At 47.8% G+C, this 19,605-nt stretch carries 17 protein-coding genes; 3 read left to right on the top strand and 14 right to left on the bottom strand.

The window, feature by feature from the left end:
* Positions 1-81: 81 nt before the first annotated feature.
* Positions 82-660 (bottom strand): flagellar transcriptional regulator FlhC, encoded by a 579-nt coding sequence (gene flhC / locus IX31_RS00400; protein WP_034455084.1) that lies wholly within the window; start codon positions 658-660, stop codon positions 82-84.
* 4 nt (positions 661-664) lie between these two features.
* Positions 665-1,015: a flagellar transcriptional regulator FlhD gene (gene flhD / locus IX31_RS00395; protein WP_034455083.1), complete on the bottom strand. Its 351-nt coding sequence runs from the start codon at positions 1,013-1,015 to the stop codon at positions 665-667.
* Positions 1,016-1,821: 806 nt separating this feature from the next.
* Between flhD and uspC the strand changes: the two genes are divergently transcribed.
* Positions 1,822-2,244 (top strand): universal stress protein UspC, encoded by a 423-nt coding sequence (uspC, locus tag IX31_RS00390; protein WP_034455082.1) that lies wholly within the window; start codon positions 1,822-1,824, stop codon positions 2,242-2,244.
* Positions 2,245-2,533: 289 nt separating this feature from the next.
* Here uspC and otsA read toward each other — a convergent pair whose 3' ends face one another.
* The 10 genes from otsA to IX31_RS00340 form a co-directional block, all read right to left on the bottom strand.
* Positions 2,534-3,958 carry an alpha,alpha-trehalose-phosphate synthase gene (gene otsA, locus IX31_RS00385; protein ID WP_034455081.1) on the bottom strand — a complete coding sequence of 475 codons (1,425 nt, stop codon included), beginning with the start codon at positions 3,956-3,958 and terminating at the stop codon, positions 2,534-2,536.
* The gene (gene otsB / locus IX31_RS00380) at positions 3,933-4,736 is read right to left on the bottom strand and encodes a trehalose-phosphatase (RefSeq protein ID WP_034455080.1); all 804 of its coding nucleotides are present in this window, start codon (positions 4,734-4,736) and stop codon (positions 3,933-3,935) included. Before otsB ends, otsA begins: the two co-directional genes overlap by 26 nt.
* Before the next feature lie 147 nt (positions 4,737-4,883).
* Positions 4,884-6,149 (bottom strand): HAAAP family serine/threonine permease, encoded by a 1,266-nt coding sequence (locus IX31_RS00375; protein ID WP_034455079.1) that lies wholly within the window; start codon positions 6,147-6,149, stop codon positions 4,884-4,886.
* Between the two features lie 289 nt (positions 6,150-6,438).
* Positions 6,439-7,425, bottom strand: a complete 987-nt coding sequence (gene araH, locus IX31_RS00370) for an L-arabinose ABC transporter permease AraH (RefSeq protein ID WP_034455078.1) — start codon at positions 7,423-7,425, stop codon at positions 6,439-6,441.
* 14 nt (positions 7,426-7,439) lie between these two features.
* Positions 7,440-8,954: an L-arabinose ABC transporter ATP-binding protein AraG gene (gene araG / locus IX31_RS00365; RefSeq protein ID WP_034455077.1), complete on the bottom strand. Its 1,515-nt coding sequence runs from the start codon at positions 8,952-8,954 to the stop codon at positions 7,440-7,442.
* Positions 8,955-9,064: 110 nt separating this feature from the next.
* A complete protein-coding gene (locus IX31_RS00360; RefSeq protein ID WP_034455076.1) occupies positions 9,065-10,054 on the bottom strand; it encodes an arabinose ABC transporter substrate-binding protein in 990 nt (329 codons plus the stop codon).
* 332 nt (positions 10,055-10,386) lie between these two features.
* Positions 10,387-10,944 (bottom strand): DJ-1 family glyoxalase III, encoded by a 558-nt coding sequence (locus tag IX31_RS00355; RefSeq protein WP_034455075.1) that lies wholly within the window; start codon positions 10,942-10,944, stop codon positions 10,387-10,389.
* Positions 10,945-10,988: 44 nt separating this feature from the next.
* Entirely contained in the window at positions 10,989-12,194 is a 1,206-nt protein-coding gene (locus IX31_RS00350) for a glycoside hydrolase family 88 protein (protein WP_034455074.1), read from the bottom strand.
* Between the two features lie 14 nt (positions 12,195-12,208).
* On the bottom strand, positions 12,209-13,489 hold the full coding sequence (locus tag IX31_RS00345; RefSeq protein ID WP_034455073.1) for an oligosaccharide MFS transporter: 1,281 nt from the start codon (positions 13,487-13,489) through the stop codon (positions 12,209-12,211).
* A complete protein-coding gene (locus IX31_RS00340; RefSeq protein WP_034455072.1) occupies positions 13,486-15,318 on the bottom strand; it encodes a DUF2264 domain-containing protein in 1,833 nt (610 codons plus the stop codon). Before IX31_RS00340 ends, IX31_RS00345 begins: the two co-directional genes overlap by 4 nt.
* 228 nt (positions 15,319-15,546) lie before the next feature.
* Here IX31_RS00340 and IX31_RS00335 point away from each other — a divergent pair, with 228 nt between their 5' ends.
* Positions 15,547-16,413 (top strand): AraC family transcriptional regulator, encoded by an 867-nt coding sequence (locus tag IX31_RS00335; RefSeq protein WP_034455071.1) that lies wholly within the window; start codon positions 15,547-15,549, stop codon positions 16,411-16,413.
* Between the two features lie 347 nt (positions 16,414-16,760).
* Positions 16,761-17,264 (top strand): non-heme ferritin-like protein, encoded by a 504-nt coding sequence (locus IX31_RS00330; protein ID WP_034455070.1) that lies wholly within the window; start codon positions 16,761-16,763, stop codon positions 17,262-17,264.
* A gap of 104 nt (positions 17,265-17,368) precedes the next feature.
* Here the strand turns inward: IX31_RS00330 and IX31_RS00325 are convergent, their stop codons facing one another.
* Positions 17,369-18,505 (bottom strand): alginate lyase family protein, encoded by a 1,137-nt coding sequence (locus IX31_RS00325; protein ID WP_034455069.1) that lies wholly within the window; start codon positions 18,503-18,505, stop codon positions 17,369-17,371.
* A gap of 10 nt (positions 18,506-18,515) precedes the next feature.
* Positions 18,516-19,604, bottom strand: a complete 1,089-nt coding sequence (locus IX31_RS00320) for an ABC transporter ATP-binding protein (protein ID WP_034455068.1) — start codon at positions 19,602-19,604, stop codon at positions 18,516-18,518.
* Position 19,605: the final 1 nt, after the last annotated feature.

Raw genomic sequence — 19,605 nt, 5'->3', positions numbered from 1 at the left:
GGGGTTTATGGCTCAGTGCACGGCAAAAAAAAAGCAGCGATAATTGCTTATCGCTGCTGGAGTGTTTACCACACCGAACTGTTAAACGGCCTGTTTGACCTGTTCATCCAGCAGTTGTGGAATAATATCGGCAGTATTCGTAGAAAGTTTACGTCTTTTTACCGCTCTCGACGGCGGCTGGCATAAACTGCAAGCAAAGCTACCTGCAGGCTGATGTGCATGAGTAATAAAGTTACCGCCACAGCAATTACAGCGGCTCAATTCAAGCATGTTACTTTCAACAAAACGCACCAGCGTCCATGCGCGAGTCAGCGCCAGCAGCGGCCCGCCTTCTTGTGCTGGGCACTGTTCCAGATACAAGCGGTAAGCCTTAATAACGGCATCAACACCGGTACATAATCCAGTGCGCAATAAGAACTGCCAGGCATTACAAAACATAGAAGCATGGATATTCTGCTCCCACGTCATAAACCAGTCGGTAGAAAATGGCAGCATTCCTTTCGGTGGTGGGCTGCCACGGAGCTCTTTATATAGTTTGATCAGTCGGCCACGACTTAATTGCGTTTCACTTTCCAGCATCTGCAATCTTGCGCCGAGGGTGATTAACTCCATCGCCAGTTGTATATCACGCGCTTCCTGAACAATACTTTTTTCGCTCATTTTGTTACGCCCTTTTTTTGCGAGGAGCCTCGTCTATTGCGGACACCTCATTTAATAAGCGGGTGGATAACAAAATGCCAGTATGAATTTGCTGTAAATCATCCACACGAGAGTCTTGTGTCAGGCGGGTAATGGTTTGGTTATCGTTAAAGCGGAATTGGCAAATTAGCTGGTTAGTTTCCGCCAATTTCACCATTTGTGGCAATGTTAATTCACTCAGGGAATTGGCCATATCCTCGGTCACTCCCAAACGAAACATTGCTGAGGCTTTATCGCTACTAATAAGGCGCTGCGCAAGCAACAAATACGATAAATTAATATCGTAGATATGTTTCAACAACTCGGATGTATGCATTTTGTTCATCCTGAAAAACTAACTTTTATACATGCGGTATGACCGCACCCCGTGAGTCGCCGAGAAATCCCGGTTAAAATTAAAACAACCAAAAAAGGCAAATTCAATTGACTGATAACACGCACTGAATCCACCGACACGAAAATGCGGTGGAGACTTCCTTGTAGGTACGTTCTTATCCGAGCTTAAATTTCTAACATTTAATTAAGATTTTTCCTAATTCTGGGCAAACTCTACTCGTAGGCCTTTAGACATACAATGCGGATGCCTGCGAATTTTGAGTTATATGTGACACAGATCACATATATTTACTTTATGAGTCACCTTAAAACATCAGCAAGACTTTTCATTTGTTCATTAAACAATCAAACTCGAAATAACCGTTACGTTAATCTGGTAAAACCTTTTCGTTTGCCTAACAATCTGATGACTTACCATCAATAACGCATCTTCAGGCCTGGTTAGCCATGTGATTTATATCGCATTTTTTATTAAGTAATTTAATACTCTGCTTTGATGCTTATTTTTAGCACATAACGCCTTGAAGTTTTCTATTTAGTGTAAAAATGCCTATTAATTCTTACACCAGAATGACAAGCTCGGTATCAGCATAAATTAATACGAAAGTTTGATGGAAAAATGAGCTATCCAGGCATTAAGTCTGATTCACAACTCATTTACATTAGAGTTATTAATCATTTTCCATGAGCAGACTCACAATTTTCATGGGTACTATCCTTGCGTACAAATGTGACTTGTAGTACGAAAAATGTAAGTGATTTGCTACTAATAAGTGGGAGGTTGTCATGAGTTACCAACATATCCTGGTTGCTGTTGCCATCAGTCCAGAAAGCCAGACTCTGGTTGAAAAGGCGGTTTCAATCGCCCGGCCAGTAAATGGGAAAATTTCACTGATTACACTCGCATCCGACCCCGAACTTTATAATCAATTTGCCGCACCAATGATGGAGAACCTACGGGAATTAATGCTTGAAGAGACTCAGATTTTTATTGACGAGATAGTTCGGAAGGCAAATTACCCTATTACAGAAACGGTTATTGCTACGGGCGAATTAAGTGAGCACATTCTGGCAATATGTAATAAGGGTTCTGTGGATTTAGTGATTTGTGGCAACCACAATCAATCTTTTTTCAGCAAGATAATTTGCTCTGCGAAAGCAGTGGTCGCCTCCAGTCAGGTTGATGTTTTGCTCGTTCCGCTGAGATAAGCACTATTTAAGTTAAATTTGGCTTTTATCATCAGAAATAAGAGGGACATTTATCTTAAATTGATGTCACTCAAAGCTTGCTTCAAAACATAAATTCAAAAACCAATTCGGTTTTGACCAGGTTCAGGATTTAAATTGCCCAGCTTTAACATTGAACGGCAATTTTATGATCTGGCGAGTGGTGCCAGGGGTATTCCCCTGACACGTTCACGGTTACCCGGTGTGCAATGAAGGTAAATCGGCTATGCGAAGGGAAAAACACCGCCTGGCCGTATGCAATGGCATAGAGTCACGCCAACTTAGGAAATGTCGCCACCTTCTTTCCCATTTCAACCTCATCGTTTCGTGGAGCGACCTGCTTTAAGTCTTCAATAAACCGCTTCTGCCAGTGGTGAATATCATTCTTCTCAATCACCGTCATCATTTCGCTATGGCGTGATATACGTTCGGCCAAAGGCATAGTTAACGCGCGGTCTAGTGCTGCGGCAACATCGTCACGATCATAAGGGTTAACAATGAGTGCAGAGGACAATTCATTTGCGGCACCTGCAAATTTAGACAACACCAGCACGCCAGGATTCGCGGGATCTTGCGCGGCAACATACTCTTTCGCCACCAGGTTCATGCCATCACGCAATGGCGTCACGAGGCCAACATCCGCGTGACGGAATACTTTCATTACCAGCTTGCGGTCAAAATGTTGATTCAAGTAGTACAGCGGTGTCCAGCCTAGTTGCCCATACTTACCGTTGATGCGCCCCGCTTCCGTTTCCAACTGATGACGAATATCCTGATATGCCTGCACATCACCACGCGAAGTTGGTGCGATTTGCGTGTAACGAATTTTTCCATGGTGCTGGGGATAATTTTCCAGCAGCGCTTCAAATGCGAGAAACCGTTCAGGCAATCCTTTGGAGTAATCCAGCCGCTCAACCGAGAAGATGTTTTTGATACTCCCCAATTCCGCTTTAAGTTGCGCCAGCTTCGGCGGTAGCGGCCCCTGGGCATTCTTTTTGATTTCTTCGGGTTCGATACCTATTGGATACACTTCAGTGCGAAACGTATTGCCATACGCCTGATGCTGGTTTTTATCCAGGCTATCAAGCCGCGTCTGGCTTGCAACACAATCCAGGAATGCCTGGCGATCATTTTCCGTCTGAAAACCCAGTAAATCGTATTCACATAACGCTTCGAGTAACTCTTCATGCGGCGGAAGCGCGTTAAACACTTCAGGCGTCGGGAATGGAATATGCAGGAAAAAACCGATGCGCTGCTTTAGCCCTTGCTTACGGCACTCTGCGGCGAATGGCAGCAAATGGTAGTCATGTATCCATAAAATATCGTTCTTTTCCAACAACGGCTTTAGCTTGCTCGCAAGCAAAGTATTGACCCGTTGGTAGCCTTCCCAGGCTTCACGCTGATAATCCACCAGGTCCAGACGATAGTGGAATGCCGGCCAAAGGACAGCGTTGGAAAATTGCAGATAATAGCTTTCGTAGTCCTCCTGACTAAGATTGAAAGATGCCCAGGTAATGTTGCCTCGTTTGGTTTTTTTTAACACAGCATCCGGGTCACCGACCTCGCCACTCCAGCCAAACCACAACCCTCCGGCCGCCTTTAAAGCCCCCAAAATCCCGACAGCTAAACCACCTGCACCGCTTTTCTTATCGTCCGGCGGCGCAATGCGATTAGAGACTACCACTAAGCGACTCATAATCTTCTCCCCGTAAAAAGTCTGACTTTTGTTGTTCTATATGTTGCGTTAATTTGCCAAGCCAGTGATAAACCATGCGCACGTTTGCCAGTCGGAAATTAGCAATCGTGTCGCCATTTCCCACTTTAATGGTCACCCCTCCAAGGGCGTTAACCTGTTTGAACCCTGCTTCATCTGTTAAATCATCACCGATAAAAACCGGTGTACGGCCCGCAAATGGAGCTTCTTGCATAAATGCGCGTATAGCAGCACCTTTATCAATGCCCAAAGGTTTCAACTCCACGACACATTTTCCCGGCTGTAACGCCAGTTGCGGAAAGCGCATTGTCATTTGTTGCGCCAGCTCAAAAATAGCCTCTTCAGCTTCGGGGGCCTGGCGGTAATGCAAAGCAAAAGCCATCCCTTTAGCTTCAAGTTCAGTACCCGGAAGCTGCAAAAGTGCATCGCTTAAATGTTGATGTAATGCGATTACTACCGGTTCCGGAAGCGTCACAACATGGGTTTTATCATTGATATCACGGCGTTCTGCCCCATGCACACCCGCGAGTGGGAAATGAAATGGAGTGGCGAGCTTATCAAGCTCACTCATTGAGCGCCCTGAAATCAATGCCAATGCTCCACCACTCATGACAGACATTTTTTGCAGCAATGTGCGCACCGCAGCGGGAATATAAACCTGGTCCGGATGCGGTTTGATTTCTGCCAGCGTGCCATCGAGGTCGAAGAAAAAGGCAAGGTTTCCTGAAAGTAGAGGCGGTACAGATGCAACTTCAGCCACCAGCGGCTCCTCCTTACATAGTTAGTCTTACTACCGTAACGGTAGATTATGATTAGCCATGTAAGTATAGACAGGGTGACGGGTGTCGCAATTTTCCAGGATAAATCGCCAGGCCGCATATGACCTGGCGTTTCGGTGTGGCAGGTGTCAGAAGAAGCTTGCGATAAGTCCTGAAATAGCCACAAGCCCCATAACCGTAACGAAGATATTACTCACTTTGCCACGGAATTTCGCCAGCGCAGGCATTTTGTGGATGGCGTACATCGGCATGATAAACAGGATCATCGCGATGATTGGGCCGCCCAGCGATTCGATCATGCCCAGGATGCTTGGATTAAGTGTTGCCACCAGCCACAGGCTCAACAGGAAGAACAGAGCGATAGCTTTATTCAGCTTGCGGTCATCAAAACGCTTGCCGTTGTGGCGGGCAATTTTTTTCACCAGCCCGTGCAGACCTTCACGAGCTCCCAGGTAGTGACCGAAGAAGGAGCTGGAAATTGCCAGAATTGCTACCAGTGGGCCAAAGATGGAGATCAGTGGGTTATCAAATTTGTTAGCAAGGAAGCTCAACATTGAAATATTTTGCTGTTTTGCTGCCATCAAATCTGCCGGAGTCACACTCAGTACGCAGCTGAAGACAAACAACATAACAAACGCCAGCAGAATGGTGGATGTTTTGCGCAGCGTCTGGCTCGCTTTTTCATCTGCCTGGTTGCCATATTCACGGCGCTGAGACAACGCAAATGAGGAGATAGCCGGAGAGTGGTTAAAAGCAAAGACCAACACCGGAATAGTCAGCCACATCGTCGTCGTGAAATCTATCGCCGTGGGCACTTGGGAAAGAGCTGATGTATTCCAGTGCGGAATCAAATATAAGGAGAGGAACAGTAAAATACCGACTAATGGGTAAACCATCAGCTCGGTAATTTTCAGCATCACACGCTCACTGGTGAGCATAACCGCCATCAGCGCGGCGATCAGTACAATCGACAAAATCACACGCGGTGGTGAAGCCATTCCCAGTTGGTTGACCATTAGCGAATCAATAGTATTGGTGATGCCTACGCCGTAGATAAGCAGAATCGGGTAGATTGCGAAGAAGTACAGCAGTGTGATTAAGATGCCCGCTTTTGCACCGAAATGCTCTTCCACAACTTCGGTGATATCGCTGCCTGGGTTACGTGATGATAAGACAAATCGAGCAAGCCCGCGGTGAGCAAGCCAGGTCATTGGCCCAACGATAACTGCAAGCGCCACTAACGGCCAGAATCCGCCCATCCCTGCGTTGATCGGCAGAAATAACACCCCTGCCCCGACCGCCGTACCAAAAAGACTTAGAACCCAAGTGGTATCAAACTTACGATTCCCAGGAACATGCACTTTACTACTGGTGTAATTAACATCACTGCTCATTGGCTCATCTCCTTGAGGCCGAATTCAGGCTGCCAACTCTACTTTGGCAGCGTGACTGTTACAGTGATTCATATCTTGGTTTGAATTAGTTTATGGATGGAAATACTAACAATCTAATCAATATCACATTTAAACACTGGATATCTTATCTGCGTAAAAATTAAACAATGTTGATGGCAAAAAAAATGGTGGATGTCGCTTTCGCGAATCCACCCCCAAAAAGAGTTCACACCCTTTACCGTTATAATATGTTCCCACTACCCGGAATTAGCACAGCAGAATCCAGCCGTTAAATCGTGCGTTTTGCTTTCTGTTTGTAGCGGTCGAAGATGACGGCAGCAAGCAGAATCAAGCCGCGCACCACATATTGCGAGAAAGGTGAAATATTCAGCAGGTTCATGGCGTTTTCCACAGTGCCAAGAATCAAAATCCCGGCAATCACGTAAGAAATTTTACCTATCCCGCCTTTGAGTGATACTCCGCCCAACACGCAGGCTGAAATCACAATCAACTCATAACCAATAGACGTCATTGGCTGGCCACTGGTCATACGCGAAGCAAGGATAATCCCCGCTGCTGCCGACACTAATCCTGAGAGAATAAAGATGATGATTTTAGTGCGTACCACAGGTACACCCGCCAGACGCGCCGCTTCTTCATTGCCACCAATCGCCAACGTGTTACGGCCAAAGGTCGTTTTGTTGAGCAGAAAACCAAAAACAATCAGACAAGCCACTGTCAGCCAGATCGGTGCAGGCAGCCCTAACCAGTTGGCATAACCCAGTGCAAAGAAGCGTTCATCCTCGATGCCCACCGCTTTGCCATCAGAAATAATGTAAGCGAGACCGCGCACAATCTGCATGGTGGCAAGCGTCGTGATCAGTGCGTTGATTTTTAGTTTTGCGATAACAAAACCGTTCACCAGACCGCATAGCACACCCAGCAATAGCCCTGCCGCCACACCAATCCATAGGCTTTCGGTCATGTTGATGACTACCGCAGTGGTGACCCCGGCACAGGCAATCACCGACGCAACGGACAAATCGAAATCACCCGACGCAAGGCAGAACAACATTCCACAAGCCACCATTCCCGACATTGAGATGGCAAGCCCTAATCCCTTCATATTCACGAAAGAAGAGAAATTCGGTACAAAAATAGCGCAGGCAATAAATAGAACGGCGAACACCACCAGCATGCCGTAGTTATCCCAGATACGCCCAAGACTGAGGGACGACTTCTTATTGCTGTCACCTGATGTAGTTAATGCAGACATTTTTATCTCCTTGCTCATGCGGCAGACGCACTGGTTTTTGGCATTGCCAGACTTAATGCTTGTTGCTCATTGGTTTCGCCATGCAGCAATTCACCGGCTATTTCCCCTTCGCGCATCACGATAATGCGGTCCGCAAGGCCCAGCACCTCGGGCAGATCGCTTGATGCAAACAGCACCGCTACTCCTTGTGCAGCAAGGGCATAAATCACGTTATAGATTTCGTGTTTCGCCCCAACATCAATGCCGCGCGTTGGTTCATCGAGCAAAATCACTTTCATCTCCTCTGACAGCCAGCGCCCTAAAATCGCTTTTTGCTGGTTGCCACCGGAAAGATTCATGATCAGCTGTTCAGCTGACGGGGTTTTAATGTTCAGCGAACGGATATGCGAGGCGGCATTGTCTGTTTCCCAGCGGTTGTTTATCAGACAACCGGCGCTAATATGCTTACGCCGCGCACTGATGTTGATATTGTCACGCACCGAATGCACCGGAATAATGCCGTCAGCTTTGCGATCTTCCGGGCAGAGCATCATTCCGGCACGAATCGCGTCGGCGGGCTTATTGATATTGATAACTTCGCCATCAATGAACACTTTGCCGTCGGTAATGCGCGTACCACCAAACATGCCTTTCATCAGTTCACTGCGACCAGCACCGACCAGACCAAACAGACCGACAATTTCACCACTACGCACCGAAAGTGAAATAGGTGCCCGTACCCCAGGGGCTTTTACACCATCAAGGCGTAAACGCTCGGCCCCATGCTCACGAGGTTTCCAGCCATAAACGTCACCCAGATCGCGCCCGACCATCGCCTGCACCAGCGAGTCATGACTAACCTGCTTCATGTCATCAAAGGTGCGCACGTAGCGCCCATCTTTAAACACAGTGATGGCGTCACTCAGAGCAAAGATTTCCTCCATACGATGCGAGACATAAAGGATCACGCGGCCTTCGGCGCGTAACTCACGGATGACACGAAACAGGTTGTCGATCTCACGACGAGAGAGAGAACTGGTCGGCTCATCAAAGGCGATCACTTTCGCATTTCGCGCCAGTGCCTTAGCAATTTCGACCATCTGCCATTGGCCGATGGATAAATATTTGAGCGGTGTGCCTGGGTCAATATCCAGCCCAAGATGCTCAAGTTGTAATTTTGCTTCGTAATTCAGTAAGGAGCGGTTCACGAACCCCGCTTTATGAGGCAGCTGTCCGAGGTAAATATTCTCTGCTACCGACATTTCCGGCACCAGATGAAGCTCCTGATAAATAATCGCGACTCCGGCATTAAGCGCCGCGGGAGTGTCGGCAAAAGTCACTTCTTCACCACGCAGGGCAATACAGCCCTCGGTTGGGGCGTAATTGCCACTCAAAATTTTCAGGAGCGTTGATTTACCTGCGCCATTCTCCCCCATTAGTGCGTGAACTTGCCCGGCATAACAGTCGAAACTGATGTCCTGTAAGGCTTTCACGCCGGGGAAAGTTTTGCCTATACCACGAAAAGAGAGATACGGTGTCTCATGTTGCATGACATACCCCAATGTCGGATGACGCTTGCGCTTATCCAACCTACAGTTTGTGTTTACGTTGGTGAGATTTGGGTAGGGTGGATAAGCGCGAACGCCATCCACCACAAACGTTACTTACCGCCGAGACCTTTTTTAGCCAGCTCTTCTTTAAAGTTGTCGCGAGTGATCAGCACCACGTCGGTAACTTCAGTGAACTTCGGTGGTTCTGCACCTTTAGTGACCCAGTTGTAGAGCATTTCGCTACTTTTATAGCCGTGAACATCCGGGCTTGGGAGCAAAGACCCGTAGAAACCAGTGGCCTGAGCTTTCGACAGTTCACTTACGGCATCCACGCCATTAATCCCTACACCAATAACATCCGGTGCTTTAAAGCCCTGCCCTTCGGTTGCGCGCACGCCACCCAGCACGGTGTTGTCGTTCATGCCGACAATCAGCCAATGTTTCACTTCAGGGTGTTGAACCAACATGGAGTTGGCGGCATCGAAAGCCCCCGGGATGTCGTTAGATTTGGTCGGTACTTTGTAGATTTGTTTTTCCGGGAAACCAGCCGCTTTCAAAGCTTCCATTGAGCCAGAAGTACGGCGGCGGGCTGTATCGAGCTCGTCAGACGTAATCGCCATAACCGCGGACTCTTTCACGTCCCAACCGCGTTTTTGCATCTCTTTGTAAAGCTCTTGACCCTGGCGTTCACCGATTTTGGTCGCCGCCATCATCACTAATGGCACGGTCTCCATTGGCTTGCCTTTCGCGTTGACGAACTGGTCATCAACGGCAATCACTTTCATGTCGTAGCTTTTGGCTTTCGCCACAATTGCCGAACCCAGTTTTGGATCCGGAGTACAGATAACAAAGCCTTTCGCGCCGCTGGCGGCCAGGCTATCGATAGCATTAAGGGTTTTTTCGCCATCCGGAACGGCAATTTTAATGACTTCAAAGCCAAGATCTTTCCCGGCTTTATCAGCAAATTTCCATTCGGTCTGGAACCAGGGTTCTTCTGGCTGTTTCACCAGGAAACCCAGCTTCATTGTTTCTGCGATAGCGGATTGTGACATAATTGCAGCAATGCCAATTGCCGCTAGCGCTTTAGTAAATTTGTGCATGGTATTCTCCAGCTCGATTTTATTTTCTGTAGGGTAAGGTTTAGTTAAAACAAGCCATTAGCCGTATGAGCTTTTTGCTTCGGGGCTGGAGATAGTTGTAGCGGGAAATTAATAGTCCATAAGAGAGCGCAATCACATGGCAGAAATACAGTAAGACCGTGCATGTATTCAGCAATAAAAGACATAAAAATAGGGGTTTATGTCAGACAAATGAAATATGAGATAGCAGGTTTATCCATAAATTCAGCGTTAAGATGGATAAGCTGATTTATCTAAATACAGATTGAAGAAGACGGGTAAGCATTGCACTCACCCGCCGGTATTCTTGATCTTTACCATTGATAATAAATATGTTCCGCGTGGTCGCGTGCCGGGGTTTCATTACCTTCCAGACGGGCGGCAACAGTGAGTGCAAAATCAAAGACTTTGCCCAACCCTTTACCGCTTATCAGATTGCCATCTTCGACTACGTCAGCATCAACATATTCCCCGTCCGTCACTTGCTGCCATAAATCTCCGGAACAGACGTAACGACGACCTTTAAGCAATCCGTTACCCCCCAGGACGCGCGCAGCTGCAGAGCAAATCGGGCAGATTAACTTGCCCAGATCGTCATGACGGCGCACAAAGGCAATTACGCTGGCACTTTGGGCCAGAAAAACGCTGCCTTCCGGGCCGCCGGGGAGTACCACGGCATCAAAAGTGTCATCAAAACATTCGCTCAGCGTGGCATCTGCCACCATTGGGATATCGTGATAACTCACAACCGCGCGTGTATCGACGCAAGAAAGGGTACGCACGTTAATTTTTAAACGACGTAGAATATCAATGGTAACTATAGCTTCCCCTTCTTCAAAACCCGGGGCCAGCAAAACTGCAACGGTTTTCATCAGACTCTCCATGTAGCCCCCGCGATGTCGCGAGGGCGCAAAACTTACCAATACAGACTCCACACCTGTCGCACACGTATAAGTGCTTCAAGGTAGAAATAGTCTCCCCAACTACAACATTCATCGACACCTTTGCCGCTCGCCATGTGATACACAGAATGTTTCAGCAAGCCTTCACATGGCTCATCGTCCCGCGCCAGATAGTTATCAGTAAGCGACTGGATAATACGCAGTGCCATCTCCTCATAATGGGCGCGATGTTCATCCAGTACCGGCAACGTTTTCACCAATTCCAATAAGCCACAGGCGGTAATCGCCGCTCCTGAACTGTCGCGCACCGCATCGCTGCCCAACAATGAAAGATCCCAGTGGCAAACATCATCTTCTGGCAAACGATTGATGAAGTAATGCGCAAGGCTACGGGTGAGGTCCACCATGCTTTTATCGCCGGTGTATAAATAAGTGAGCAAGAAACCATAAATTCCCCACGCTTGCCCACGCGACCAACATGAGGTGTCGCTATAGCCCTGATGCGTATTACCAAATCGCGGCTCACCGGTTATTACATCCATATAATAAGTATGGAATGTTGAGGCATCCGGGCGAACGATATACTTCGCGGCCTGCTGCGCATGTGCGGTCGCGGCCTGTGCGTAGCGCGCATCTCCCGTTTGCTGACTTGCCCAATAAAGCAGCGGAAGGTTCATATTACAGTCAATAATCATCCTCCCCTGTTGTTCTGGATCATTCAAATCCCCCCAGGCCTGGATGATTTTCGCCACCGGGTTATAGCGTTCCATCAAAATATCAGCAGCTTGCAGCGCGATTTGACGGGCTGTTTCATTGCCGGTTAAACGCCAGGCATTCACGCACGACAGCGTATAAAGAAAACCCAGGTCATGAGTGGCTGTTTCGATACGTTTGTCTAAACGTTCCGCAAAAGATGGTAAATAACGCTCTGCCGCATGGCGATATTTGTCATCTCCGGTCATCTCCCACGCAAGCCACAGTTGGCCTGGCCAGAAGCTAGTCGTCCACTCAACGTTGTCGGTCGGCTGCCATTTACCGCCTTCACACGCTTCGTTAGGGAATTTGTTCCCGACGATGGCAATCGTCTTATCCAGCTTTTTGGTCACGCTATTAAGCGCATGATCAAGCTTATTTTTTAGGGCCAGACGGTCTACCTGATGCAATTCAATAGGGCGCAGTGGCTCGGTCACCACATTTTCAGTGACTAAATTACAGGTCATAACGTTTCCTTTAATTAATGTTTTGCCGGCTCAACCGGTGCGGTGTCTAAAGCGGATAAGAACGTATTGGATTCATCGCGTTTTGACTGGCAGCGCGAGAGGGTGAAAGCGGAAATCAGGGTGAATATCAGTGCGCAACATCCCATTATTAAGTAGGTGTGTTCGAAGCCGATTTTGTCGTACAGGTAACCCGCAGGCGGTGCCACCACAACCGATCCGACATAAATCATCGCCTGATAACCCAGTAAATACATGGTGGCATTGATTTTCTTATGGAAATGCTCGGCGATATATTTGAAGACCGAAATGAGCAACAGAGCAATTTCAACACCATAGAACGGTTTGATGATTGAAATCACCAACGGGTCACTGGTCAGCCCCGAAGCGATCAGGCGTAAACCCACTACGCAGCCGCACAACAACAACCCTTTTTTAGCACCATAGTGATTCACCAGCAGCGGGATGAACATCATCATCACGAACTCCATGCCGGACTGTACTGTGCTCAGGTAGCCGTACCACGCATTGCCCTGCTCTTTAGTATCGAAGAAAGAGACGAAGTAACGTGGGAATTGCTGTTCGGCAACGAACATCATCCACGCGACACCTGCCACATACAGGCTGAACATCCAGAACTTGCGGTTTTTCAGTAGCATCAAAACATCAGCGAAAACGATTTTGTTCGCTGAAATCACATTGTTATTACGCAGTTGTTCATCACCAATTTTCAGGCTAATCAGCACCAACAGCATTAATACGGAGGTGGTACTACTGACAATGAAATTTGCCAGTGGCGTATAGTTGAAAAGCAGGCCTGAAACCGATGCTGCCATTGCCCAACCGAGCGATCCCCACATACGAATGCGCCCAAATTCCAGGCCATACAATCGGCTAAAGCGATCGGCATAAGATTCGGAAGCCGCAACACCTGCGTACCAGCCGAGGCTCAGATAAAAAGCACCGATCACAATGCCAAAAGTGGTATGCGTCAGCAGCAACGGTTGATAAACCGTGACAAAGAACGGAGCCATCAGTGCAGAAATTGCGCAGACAAAATAGAGTAGCCACTTGCTCATACCAATTTTGTCCATGATGTAGCCATAGACCGGCTTCATGACCACAGCAAAGACGCCATTGATAGCAAAAACACTGCCGATGGTGACGCTGTCCAATCCCACTTTCTGGCTTAACCACAGAGCATATAATCCGAAGCTTGAGGACCAGGTGAAAAAGTAGAGAAAGATAAAACTGCTCATTTTGATTTGTGCGGTGCGCGTTGGTGTCGGGATGTTCATGGGTGTTTCTCCAGAATAAGGAGTTGGCTTTGATTGCCCATCACCAGGCGTACAACACCCTCGCTGATAATGGCTTGCGGGCAAGATTGCGCATCAAAATCGTCACAATCCCCAGCCCAAGTGGCACTGATTAACAGATGTGTGCCGATATTCAACTCACCTTGCAGCAACGGCACTGCTGCCCGCTCGGCAAAAAGTAGATTGCTGTTTGGGGGCGTCAGGACTAACTGTGCGTTGCGTGATTTCGGGCTTAAACAATAAATGGCGCTGGTATCAGTAGGGGTTGTGAGCAAACAACTCCCCCGTGCCATTTGTGTTTGCGGTAGCGGACGATTTGGCAGGCTGAAACCACCTTCAGCACAATCGAGTTCGCGCGCCGTTTTGAGGTGATGAACCCGTACTTGCCAGTCGCCCAACGGCAGCAACCAGGTGTCGATACTCACGTCGTGCCACGGCAGCCAACGGCTGAAAATCATTCCGTCTGCGGTACTGACTTGTTGGCATTCACGGCGCCCACGCCAATAGTTATCTTTCTCGGATAACAACAACATTGAGTCAGGTGCCGCATGGTTTAGCCCGTAACGACCACGCTCAATCGTGAATCCGTAGCGGGTTGAATAGGCAAATTTGCAGTATTTAGCTTCGGTATTGACGAAGTTATTTAGCTCAAGCTGCCCGGATGTCAGCATCCATAAATGGTGCTTTTGATGAACCAAAATTTGTGACGCATGGGGAATGCTGTGGGGTGATTCACGCACAGGTAACGGCATTTCTTCCGCTTGCCAGAATGCATCTTGTTCGCTCAACGCCAGCACCAGCATGGTTTTCAGCCCCCAGTAAGGAGAACCCGGCGCGTTGTAATCTTCCGCCATTATCAGGTTGGGATAGCTATAACCAACACTCAGCACACCGTCACGGTCAAATAACGGCTGTTGCAACCACCAACGCAAGTGACGCAACACAATTCCTTTCACCACACCGGGCTCGTAGACTTCCAGGCCTGCAAATGCAGCAGCACTCCAGAATGCGGCCTGTGCAAAGCGATAAGTCAGGCTGCGGCCAAAAGGAATAGCGGCGCCATCGTCGGCAAAGAAATGGATGAAATCTGCGGCAAAGAGTGTTGCGCGCTGGCGTAATTTTTTGCAGCGCTGCGGGTCAACATCGGCCATTAACCTGGAATAGATAAGCCCGTAGAAATGGAAACCCATCGAAATATAGTAATCACGTGGGCGGCCAGGCCCGTCTGAATACCAACCATCGCCAAGGTAATAGCTCTCCATGGCGGCAAAATGATTTTCCAGAGCCTGGGCATTATTGGGCATTCCACAATGATGGAAACCAACCTGCACCAGAATCGGGAAGAAATGCCAGTTATTATCCGGAATATCCTGGTTTTCGCTCTGTTTGAGCCATTGCCAGAGATTGTGTTTTTCTTGCTCGTTAAAATGCGCCAGCACAGGCTGATGTGCGACGGCCAGCAATAATCCGTAGGCTGCCATTTCGACAATACGCTGATCGTAAGGTGCCACTTCGCCCCAATAATCCGCATGGGCCGGATTGGTGCCATTTTTTATTGCCTGAATATAGAAAGAGAAATGTTCAGGCTCACCTCCCCCCGCCAGCAGCGGCGTGACGCCCCACAGTAAACGCGAGAAGGCTTCCATATTTGCAATTTCCTGCCCGTAATGCGCAGTGAAATTAGCCAGATCGATGCGGCTGGCATCTTTTTTAAAGAATGGTGAAACTGCATTTAATACTTCATTCACCAGATTTTGCAGATCGTTCCTGCTTTTCAGAGGGTTATTGAGGGTGATATTTTCAGGTTGCAAGATGTCCTCCCGTCGAGTACGAGAAAATTATAAGTTGTTGTTATTCATATTTTCTTAGCGCTGGTTATACGCGTTGAAACCAAGAATAGTCGCTTTTATTCCCGGCTCAGAGTGAGCCGCATCACAAAAATAAACCGTTATTTCAGTTTCATTGGCTTTTTTGCTTTTCGCACGCAATAAATTACAAATGATGGCGTAAAAATTTAAATTTATTGTCCTGGAGGGAAAATGAGTGAACCACAATTGATGGAGAGAATTACGCTCGACAGCCAGGTGATCTCATTTCACCGTCTGCGAGCGTCCAGCGCCAGGTACTATCACTGGCACCAGTGTGTTGAGTTTCTTTATATTTCAAAGGGCTATGGAATCGTCGTGGTGGACAATCAGCATTACACCGCAAGACCCGGGCGGCTTTTTATCTTCCCACCGTTTCGGCTACATAAGGTACATGTCGATGCCAGTGACAAAAACCTCTATCACCGCACCACCATGCACATTGAACACTCTTCTGTTATTAGTACCTTGCATAGCTTTCCACGCCAACAAGCTCAATTTTCTGCCCTCGCCGCAAGCAACGTCCCCGCACAAATTTACGATTTAAGTGAGCAGGCCGAGTATATGGAAGTGATTCTCGAGCAGTTCGACAAGCTCGACCCTACAGGGCATTCCACCGCCAGTGACGTTGCGTTTATGGTGATGCAAATTATGGCCTTCTTACCCGCTCAACCGCAGCTATTAATCCCGCAACAACAAACAGTTGCGTCACGCATCATGCAGTGGGTTGAGAGTCACTACAGTGAGAAATTTTCACTGGACGAGCTGGCGCAATCCATTGGTTTATCACGCAGCTATACCTCGCGGATTTTCCGTCAACAGACCGGCGGCAGTATTCATGAGTATTTGCTGACTCGACGTATAAAGAAAAGCTGTGATCTATTGCGCACTTCACCATTAAGCATTGAAGCTATCGCACAGGAGGTAGGGTTTATAGAAGTGACGTACTTCATTACTTGTTTTAAAAAAATGATGTCCCAGACACCCTTGCAGTATCGTAAACAGTCACGAGTGCATTCAACTGAAAGACTCAAAATATGATCTGACACAACAATCCATCTAATACAGGATTAATTACTCAGTGCTGAATCACAGTTTTAGTCATTTCACTCACGCAATTCAAAATAAATAATTTGGAAGATAATTATTTAATCATTCCTTTTTAATATTTCCTGTTGAATAACTTTGTAAATAAGAATGAAACGCCAGAATCAACTGTTTCATTAATAACCCTTAAGAGGTATTATTTTTTACAACGCAGTCAGGACGCGGATTCACAGGACATGACATGGATATAATCTTGTTGTTTTATCTATATGCCCGTCATATTTCATGTAATACAAAATTCTAATTCCATCCCGATATTCCGGCTCAATAAGGAAATTATCATGGCAACTTCCGGCATGGTTCAAAGTCTCAACCTGCAGATAAATCGTGATTTTTATTCTTCAAATCTCTATTTGCAGTTGAGTAACTGGTGTTCAGAAAAGAGTTTAACTGGTGCGGCGAATTTTTTAAGAAATCAGGCTCAATGTAATATTACGCAGATGATGCGTATATTTAATTTTATGAAACAAGCTGGCGGGAATCCCATTGTATGGACGATTGAAGCGCCACAAAGCGAATGCGACTCTTTGGAAGCACTGTTTGAAAAAACGGTTGAAGATTATCAGCAGCGCTGTGCGACACTGACAAAATTGACTGCTGAAGCAACAGAATTGAGAGATTATCCAACACTCACGTTCCTGAAGAGCATGGATCAGGAACAACAAGACGAAGGCCTGTTGCTCAACACCATACTTGATGAAGTACGCAGTGCTCATAAAGCCGGATTGTGTATGAGCCAAACCGATGAGCACCTGACAAATTTAGTGAATCATCAACAGCATTAAGCCTCATTATGTCGGGTAATACAGCGTTTATTACCCGAGCAATAAACTGATTTATTCGCTTTTGTCGCCATTATCGGTGAGTGTTTCTGGCTATGCCGCCTTTGTCATGCGCACCACATCAACTGTTCACGTAAACTGAGCGTCTCTTCCGGGAAACTCGCCAGCACAACTTTATAGCGTGCCTTCTCCTTCGGATAGCCGCGCATAGATTGCAGTAATAGCCGTAATGCGCTGTCCCAGACGATGCCCTGTAAATCGCTGTATGGCCACAAATCGGGGTCTGCAATAAATGGCATCAGATAATCGATCCCCTGTTTCACGCTCCTGCCATCTTGTACTGCATCCCAGCGATCAAATTCGACATGCTCTGCATAACGATTAAGCAGCAGATGGGCTTCAAGATTAAATAAGGAATAATGGAATGGCACCGGACGTTCCAGCTCCATCGTCTGTTTTCCTTCCTGGTCGATTTGCGCAGCCATTCGTTGGGTAATGCCCTGTTGAATAATGCGCGCCACCAGCCCCTTGTCGCCGTAAAATAGAGCATTAGCGACACGTTGCGCGTCATACCAGGTGCCGTGGTTGTTATGCCACACGTATTCAGAATGTCCAACATCGCTGTAAAACATCCAGTGGTTGAAGTCCCTGAACCATTGGTGCAAACCAATAATGTCATCGGTATCCAGTACACCCGCAGGGCTAATCAAACCAATAGTATCAATCACCATCCATAACAGGCGTGTATCGATTAGCCCGGTACCGCGCCCGGAAACAATACCAGGAATCGCCTGGCCATAGTTCAGATGCGGGTTCATACGCGTTTTCTCGTCAAGGAACCAGCACTTGATTTGCTCTGCTGCTGCCTGGGCATATTTACGATGCCCGGTAAAATACCAGGCGAGCCCAAGCGTCAAACAGCGTTCGCACATGCGAATGATGCGCGTGGTGTCCGTGTCATTATTCTGACATTGCGGATTAGTATGCCCGTCACGGCGAATATATGGCAGGCCGTTTGGCCTGCGTGGATTGGGCCACCAATACGTCCCCAGGCTGTAATAATCATGAGGGTCACCACTCACCGAGCGTAATTTCTTATGCACCACGCTTTCCGGTGGTTGCCCACGAAGTTTATCCGCCTCGCTGACCAGACGCCCCAACGCCAGTTGCAAAGGAGAAAAAGGTTGCTGCAGACAACGGCGGGCATTCTCAAGACACGTCACATCCAGGGTGTACAACTTCATCTATCGCTCCTTAATGGCATGCTACTCGTTGCCCGCTTTCGGCATCAAAGATATGAATACCGGTCAGTTTGGGTTGTAGCCATACCGTTTCACCTTCCTGAACATTTAAGCGTTGCTTAAACACCGAGGTAAATGAACCGCCTCCAGTGTTACAGAACAATTGCATATCAGAACCGGTGTTTTCGATGGCGGTAATGGTCGCTTTTAGTGCCCCGTTACCCTCACCTTCTTCCACAACATTGACCTGCTCCGGGCGTATGGCATAAACCACTGTCTGTTGTGGTTTTACCTGCATACCCGGCGGCAAGCTTAGCAGGGAGCCATCGGCGAGGCGCAGCATCATTTCACCATTTTGCAGCGTGACTTCACCTTTTAACTGATTGATTTCAGGAGAGCCGATGAACCCTGCAACGAATAGATTTGCCGGACGGTCATACAACTCCAGCGGGCTACCAACCTGTTCAATACGCCCTTCACGCAACACCACAATCATCTGCCCCATCGTCATGGCTTCGATTTGGTCATGGGTAACATAAACCGAGGTTGTTTTCAGGCGGCGGTGCAATTCGCGGATTTCCCCACGAACCTGGGTGCGGAGTTTTGCATCAAGGTTTGAAAGTGGCTCGTCAAACAAAAACACCTGCGGGTTGCGCACAATCGCACGTCCCATTGCTACGCGCTGACGCTGACCACCCGAAAGATCTTTTGGCAAACGATCGAGTAAAACCCCTAATCCCAGAAGATCGGCTGCGGCCTCAACTTTACGGCTGATTTCTGCTTTTGGCAGCTTCGCCATTTTCAACGCGAAGCCCATATTTTCGCGCACGGTCATCTGCGGATAAAGCGCGTAGCTCTGGAATACCATTGCAATATCACGCAGTTTCGGCTCAACGTCGGTCACATCTTTTTCGTTGATGGCGACCTCACCGCCCGTTATCTCCTCAAGTCCGGCAATCATGCGTAATAACGTTGATTTCCCGCAGCCGCTTGGGCCCACCAGCACACAAAACTCGCCGTCAGGGATAGTAAGAGAAACATCTTTAATGACATGTGCATCGCCATAAGATTTACAGACATTCTTCAGTACAACGGAACCCATG

This window comes from Buttiauxella noackiae, from assembly GCF_000737905.1.
GTDB lineage: Bacteria > Pseudomonadota > Gammaproteobacteria > Enterobacterales > Enterobacteriaceae > Buttiauxella > Buttiauxella noackiae.
This window is presented reverse-complemented; position numbering and strand designations above follow the sequence as displayed.

Bases quoted from the DNA above. Each gene is read 5' to 3' on its own strand.
- IX31_RS00375 (WP_034455079.1), bottom strand. From the start codon at position 6,149: ATGAGCAGTGATGTTAATTACACCAGTAGTAAAGTGCATGTTCCTGGG.
- IX31_RS00345 (WP_034455073.1), bottom strand. From the start codon at position 13,489: ATGAACATCCCGACACCAACGCGCACCGCACAAATCAAAATGAGCAGT.
- IX31_RS00330 (WP_034455070.1), top strand. From the start codon at position 16,761: ATGGCAACTTCCGGCATGGTTCAAAGTCTCAACCTGCAGATAAATCGT.
- IX31_RS00355 (WP_034455075.1), bottom strand. From the start codon at position 10,944: ATGAAAACCGTTGCAGTTTTGCTGGCCCCGGGTTTTGAAGAAGGGGAA.
- otsA (WP_034455081.1), bottom strand. From the start codon at position 3,958: ATGAGTCGCTTAGTGGTAGTCTCTAATCGCATTGCGCCGCCGGACGAT.
- araH (WP_034455078.1), bottom strand. From the start codon at position 7,425: ATGTCTGCATTAACTACATCAGGTGACAGCAATAAGAAGTCGTCCCTC.
- IX31_RS00335 (WP_034455071.1), top strand. From the start codon at position 15,547: ATGAGTGAACCACAATTGATGGAGAGAATTACGCTCGACAGCCAGGTG.
- IX31_RS00325 (WP_034455069.1), bottom strand. From the start codon at position 18,505: ATGAAGTTGTACACCCTGGATGTGACGTGTCTTGAGAATGCCCGCCGT.
- IX31_RS00350 (WP_034455074.1), bottom strand. From the start codon at position 12,194: ATGACCTGTAATTTAGTCACTGAAAATGTGGTGACCGAGCCACTGCGC.
- uspC (WP_034455082.1), top strand. From the start codon at position 1,822: ATGAGTTACCAACATATCCTGGTTGCTGTTGCCATCAGTCCAGAAAGC.
- IX31_RS00360 (WP_034455076.1), bottom strand. From the start codon at position 10,054: ATGCACAAATTTACTAAAGCGCTAGCGGCAATTGGCATTGCTGCAATT.
- IX31_RS00320 (WP_034455068.1), bottom strand. From the start codon at position 19,604: ATGGGTTCCGTTGTACTGAAGAATGTCTGTAAATCTTATGGCGATGCA.
- flhC (WP_034455084.1), bottom strand. From the start codon at position 660: ATGAGCGAAAAAAGTATTGTTCAGGAAGCGCGTGATATACAACTGGCG.
- araG (WP_034455077.1), bottom strand. From the start codon at position 8,954: ATGCAACATGAGACACCGTATCTCTCTTTTCGTGGTATAGGCAAAACT.
- flhD (WP_034455083.1), bottom strand. From the start codon at position 1,015: ATGCATACATCCGAGTTGTTGAAACATATCTACGATATTAATTTATCG.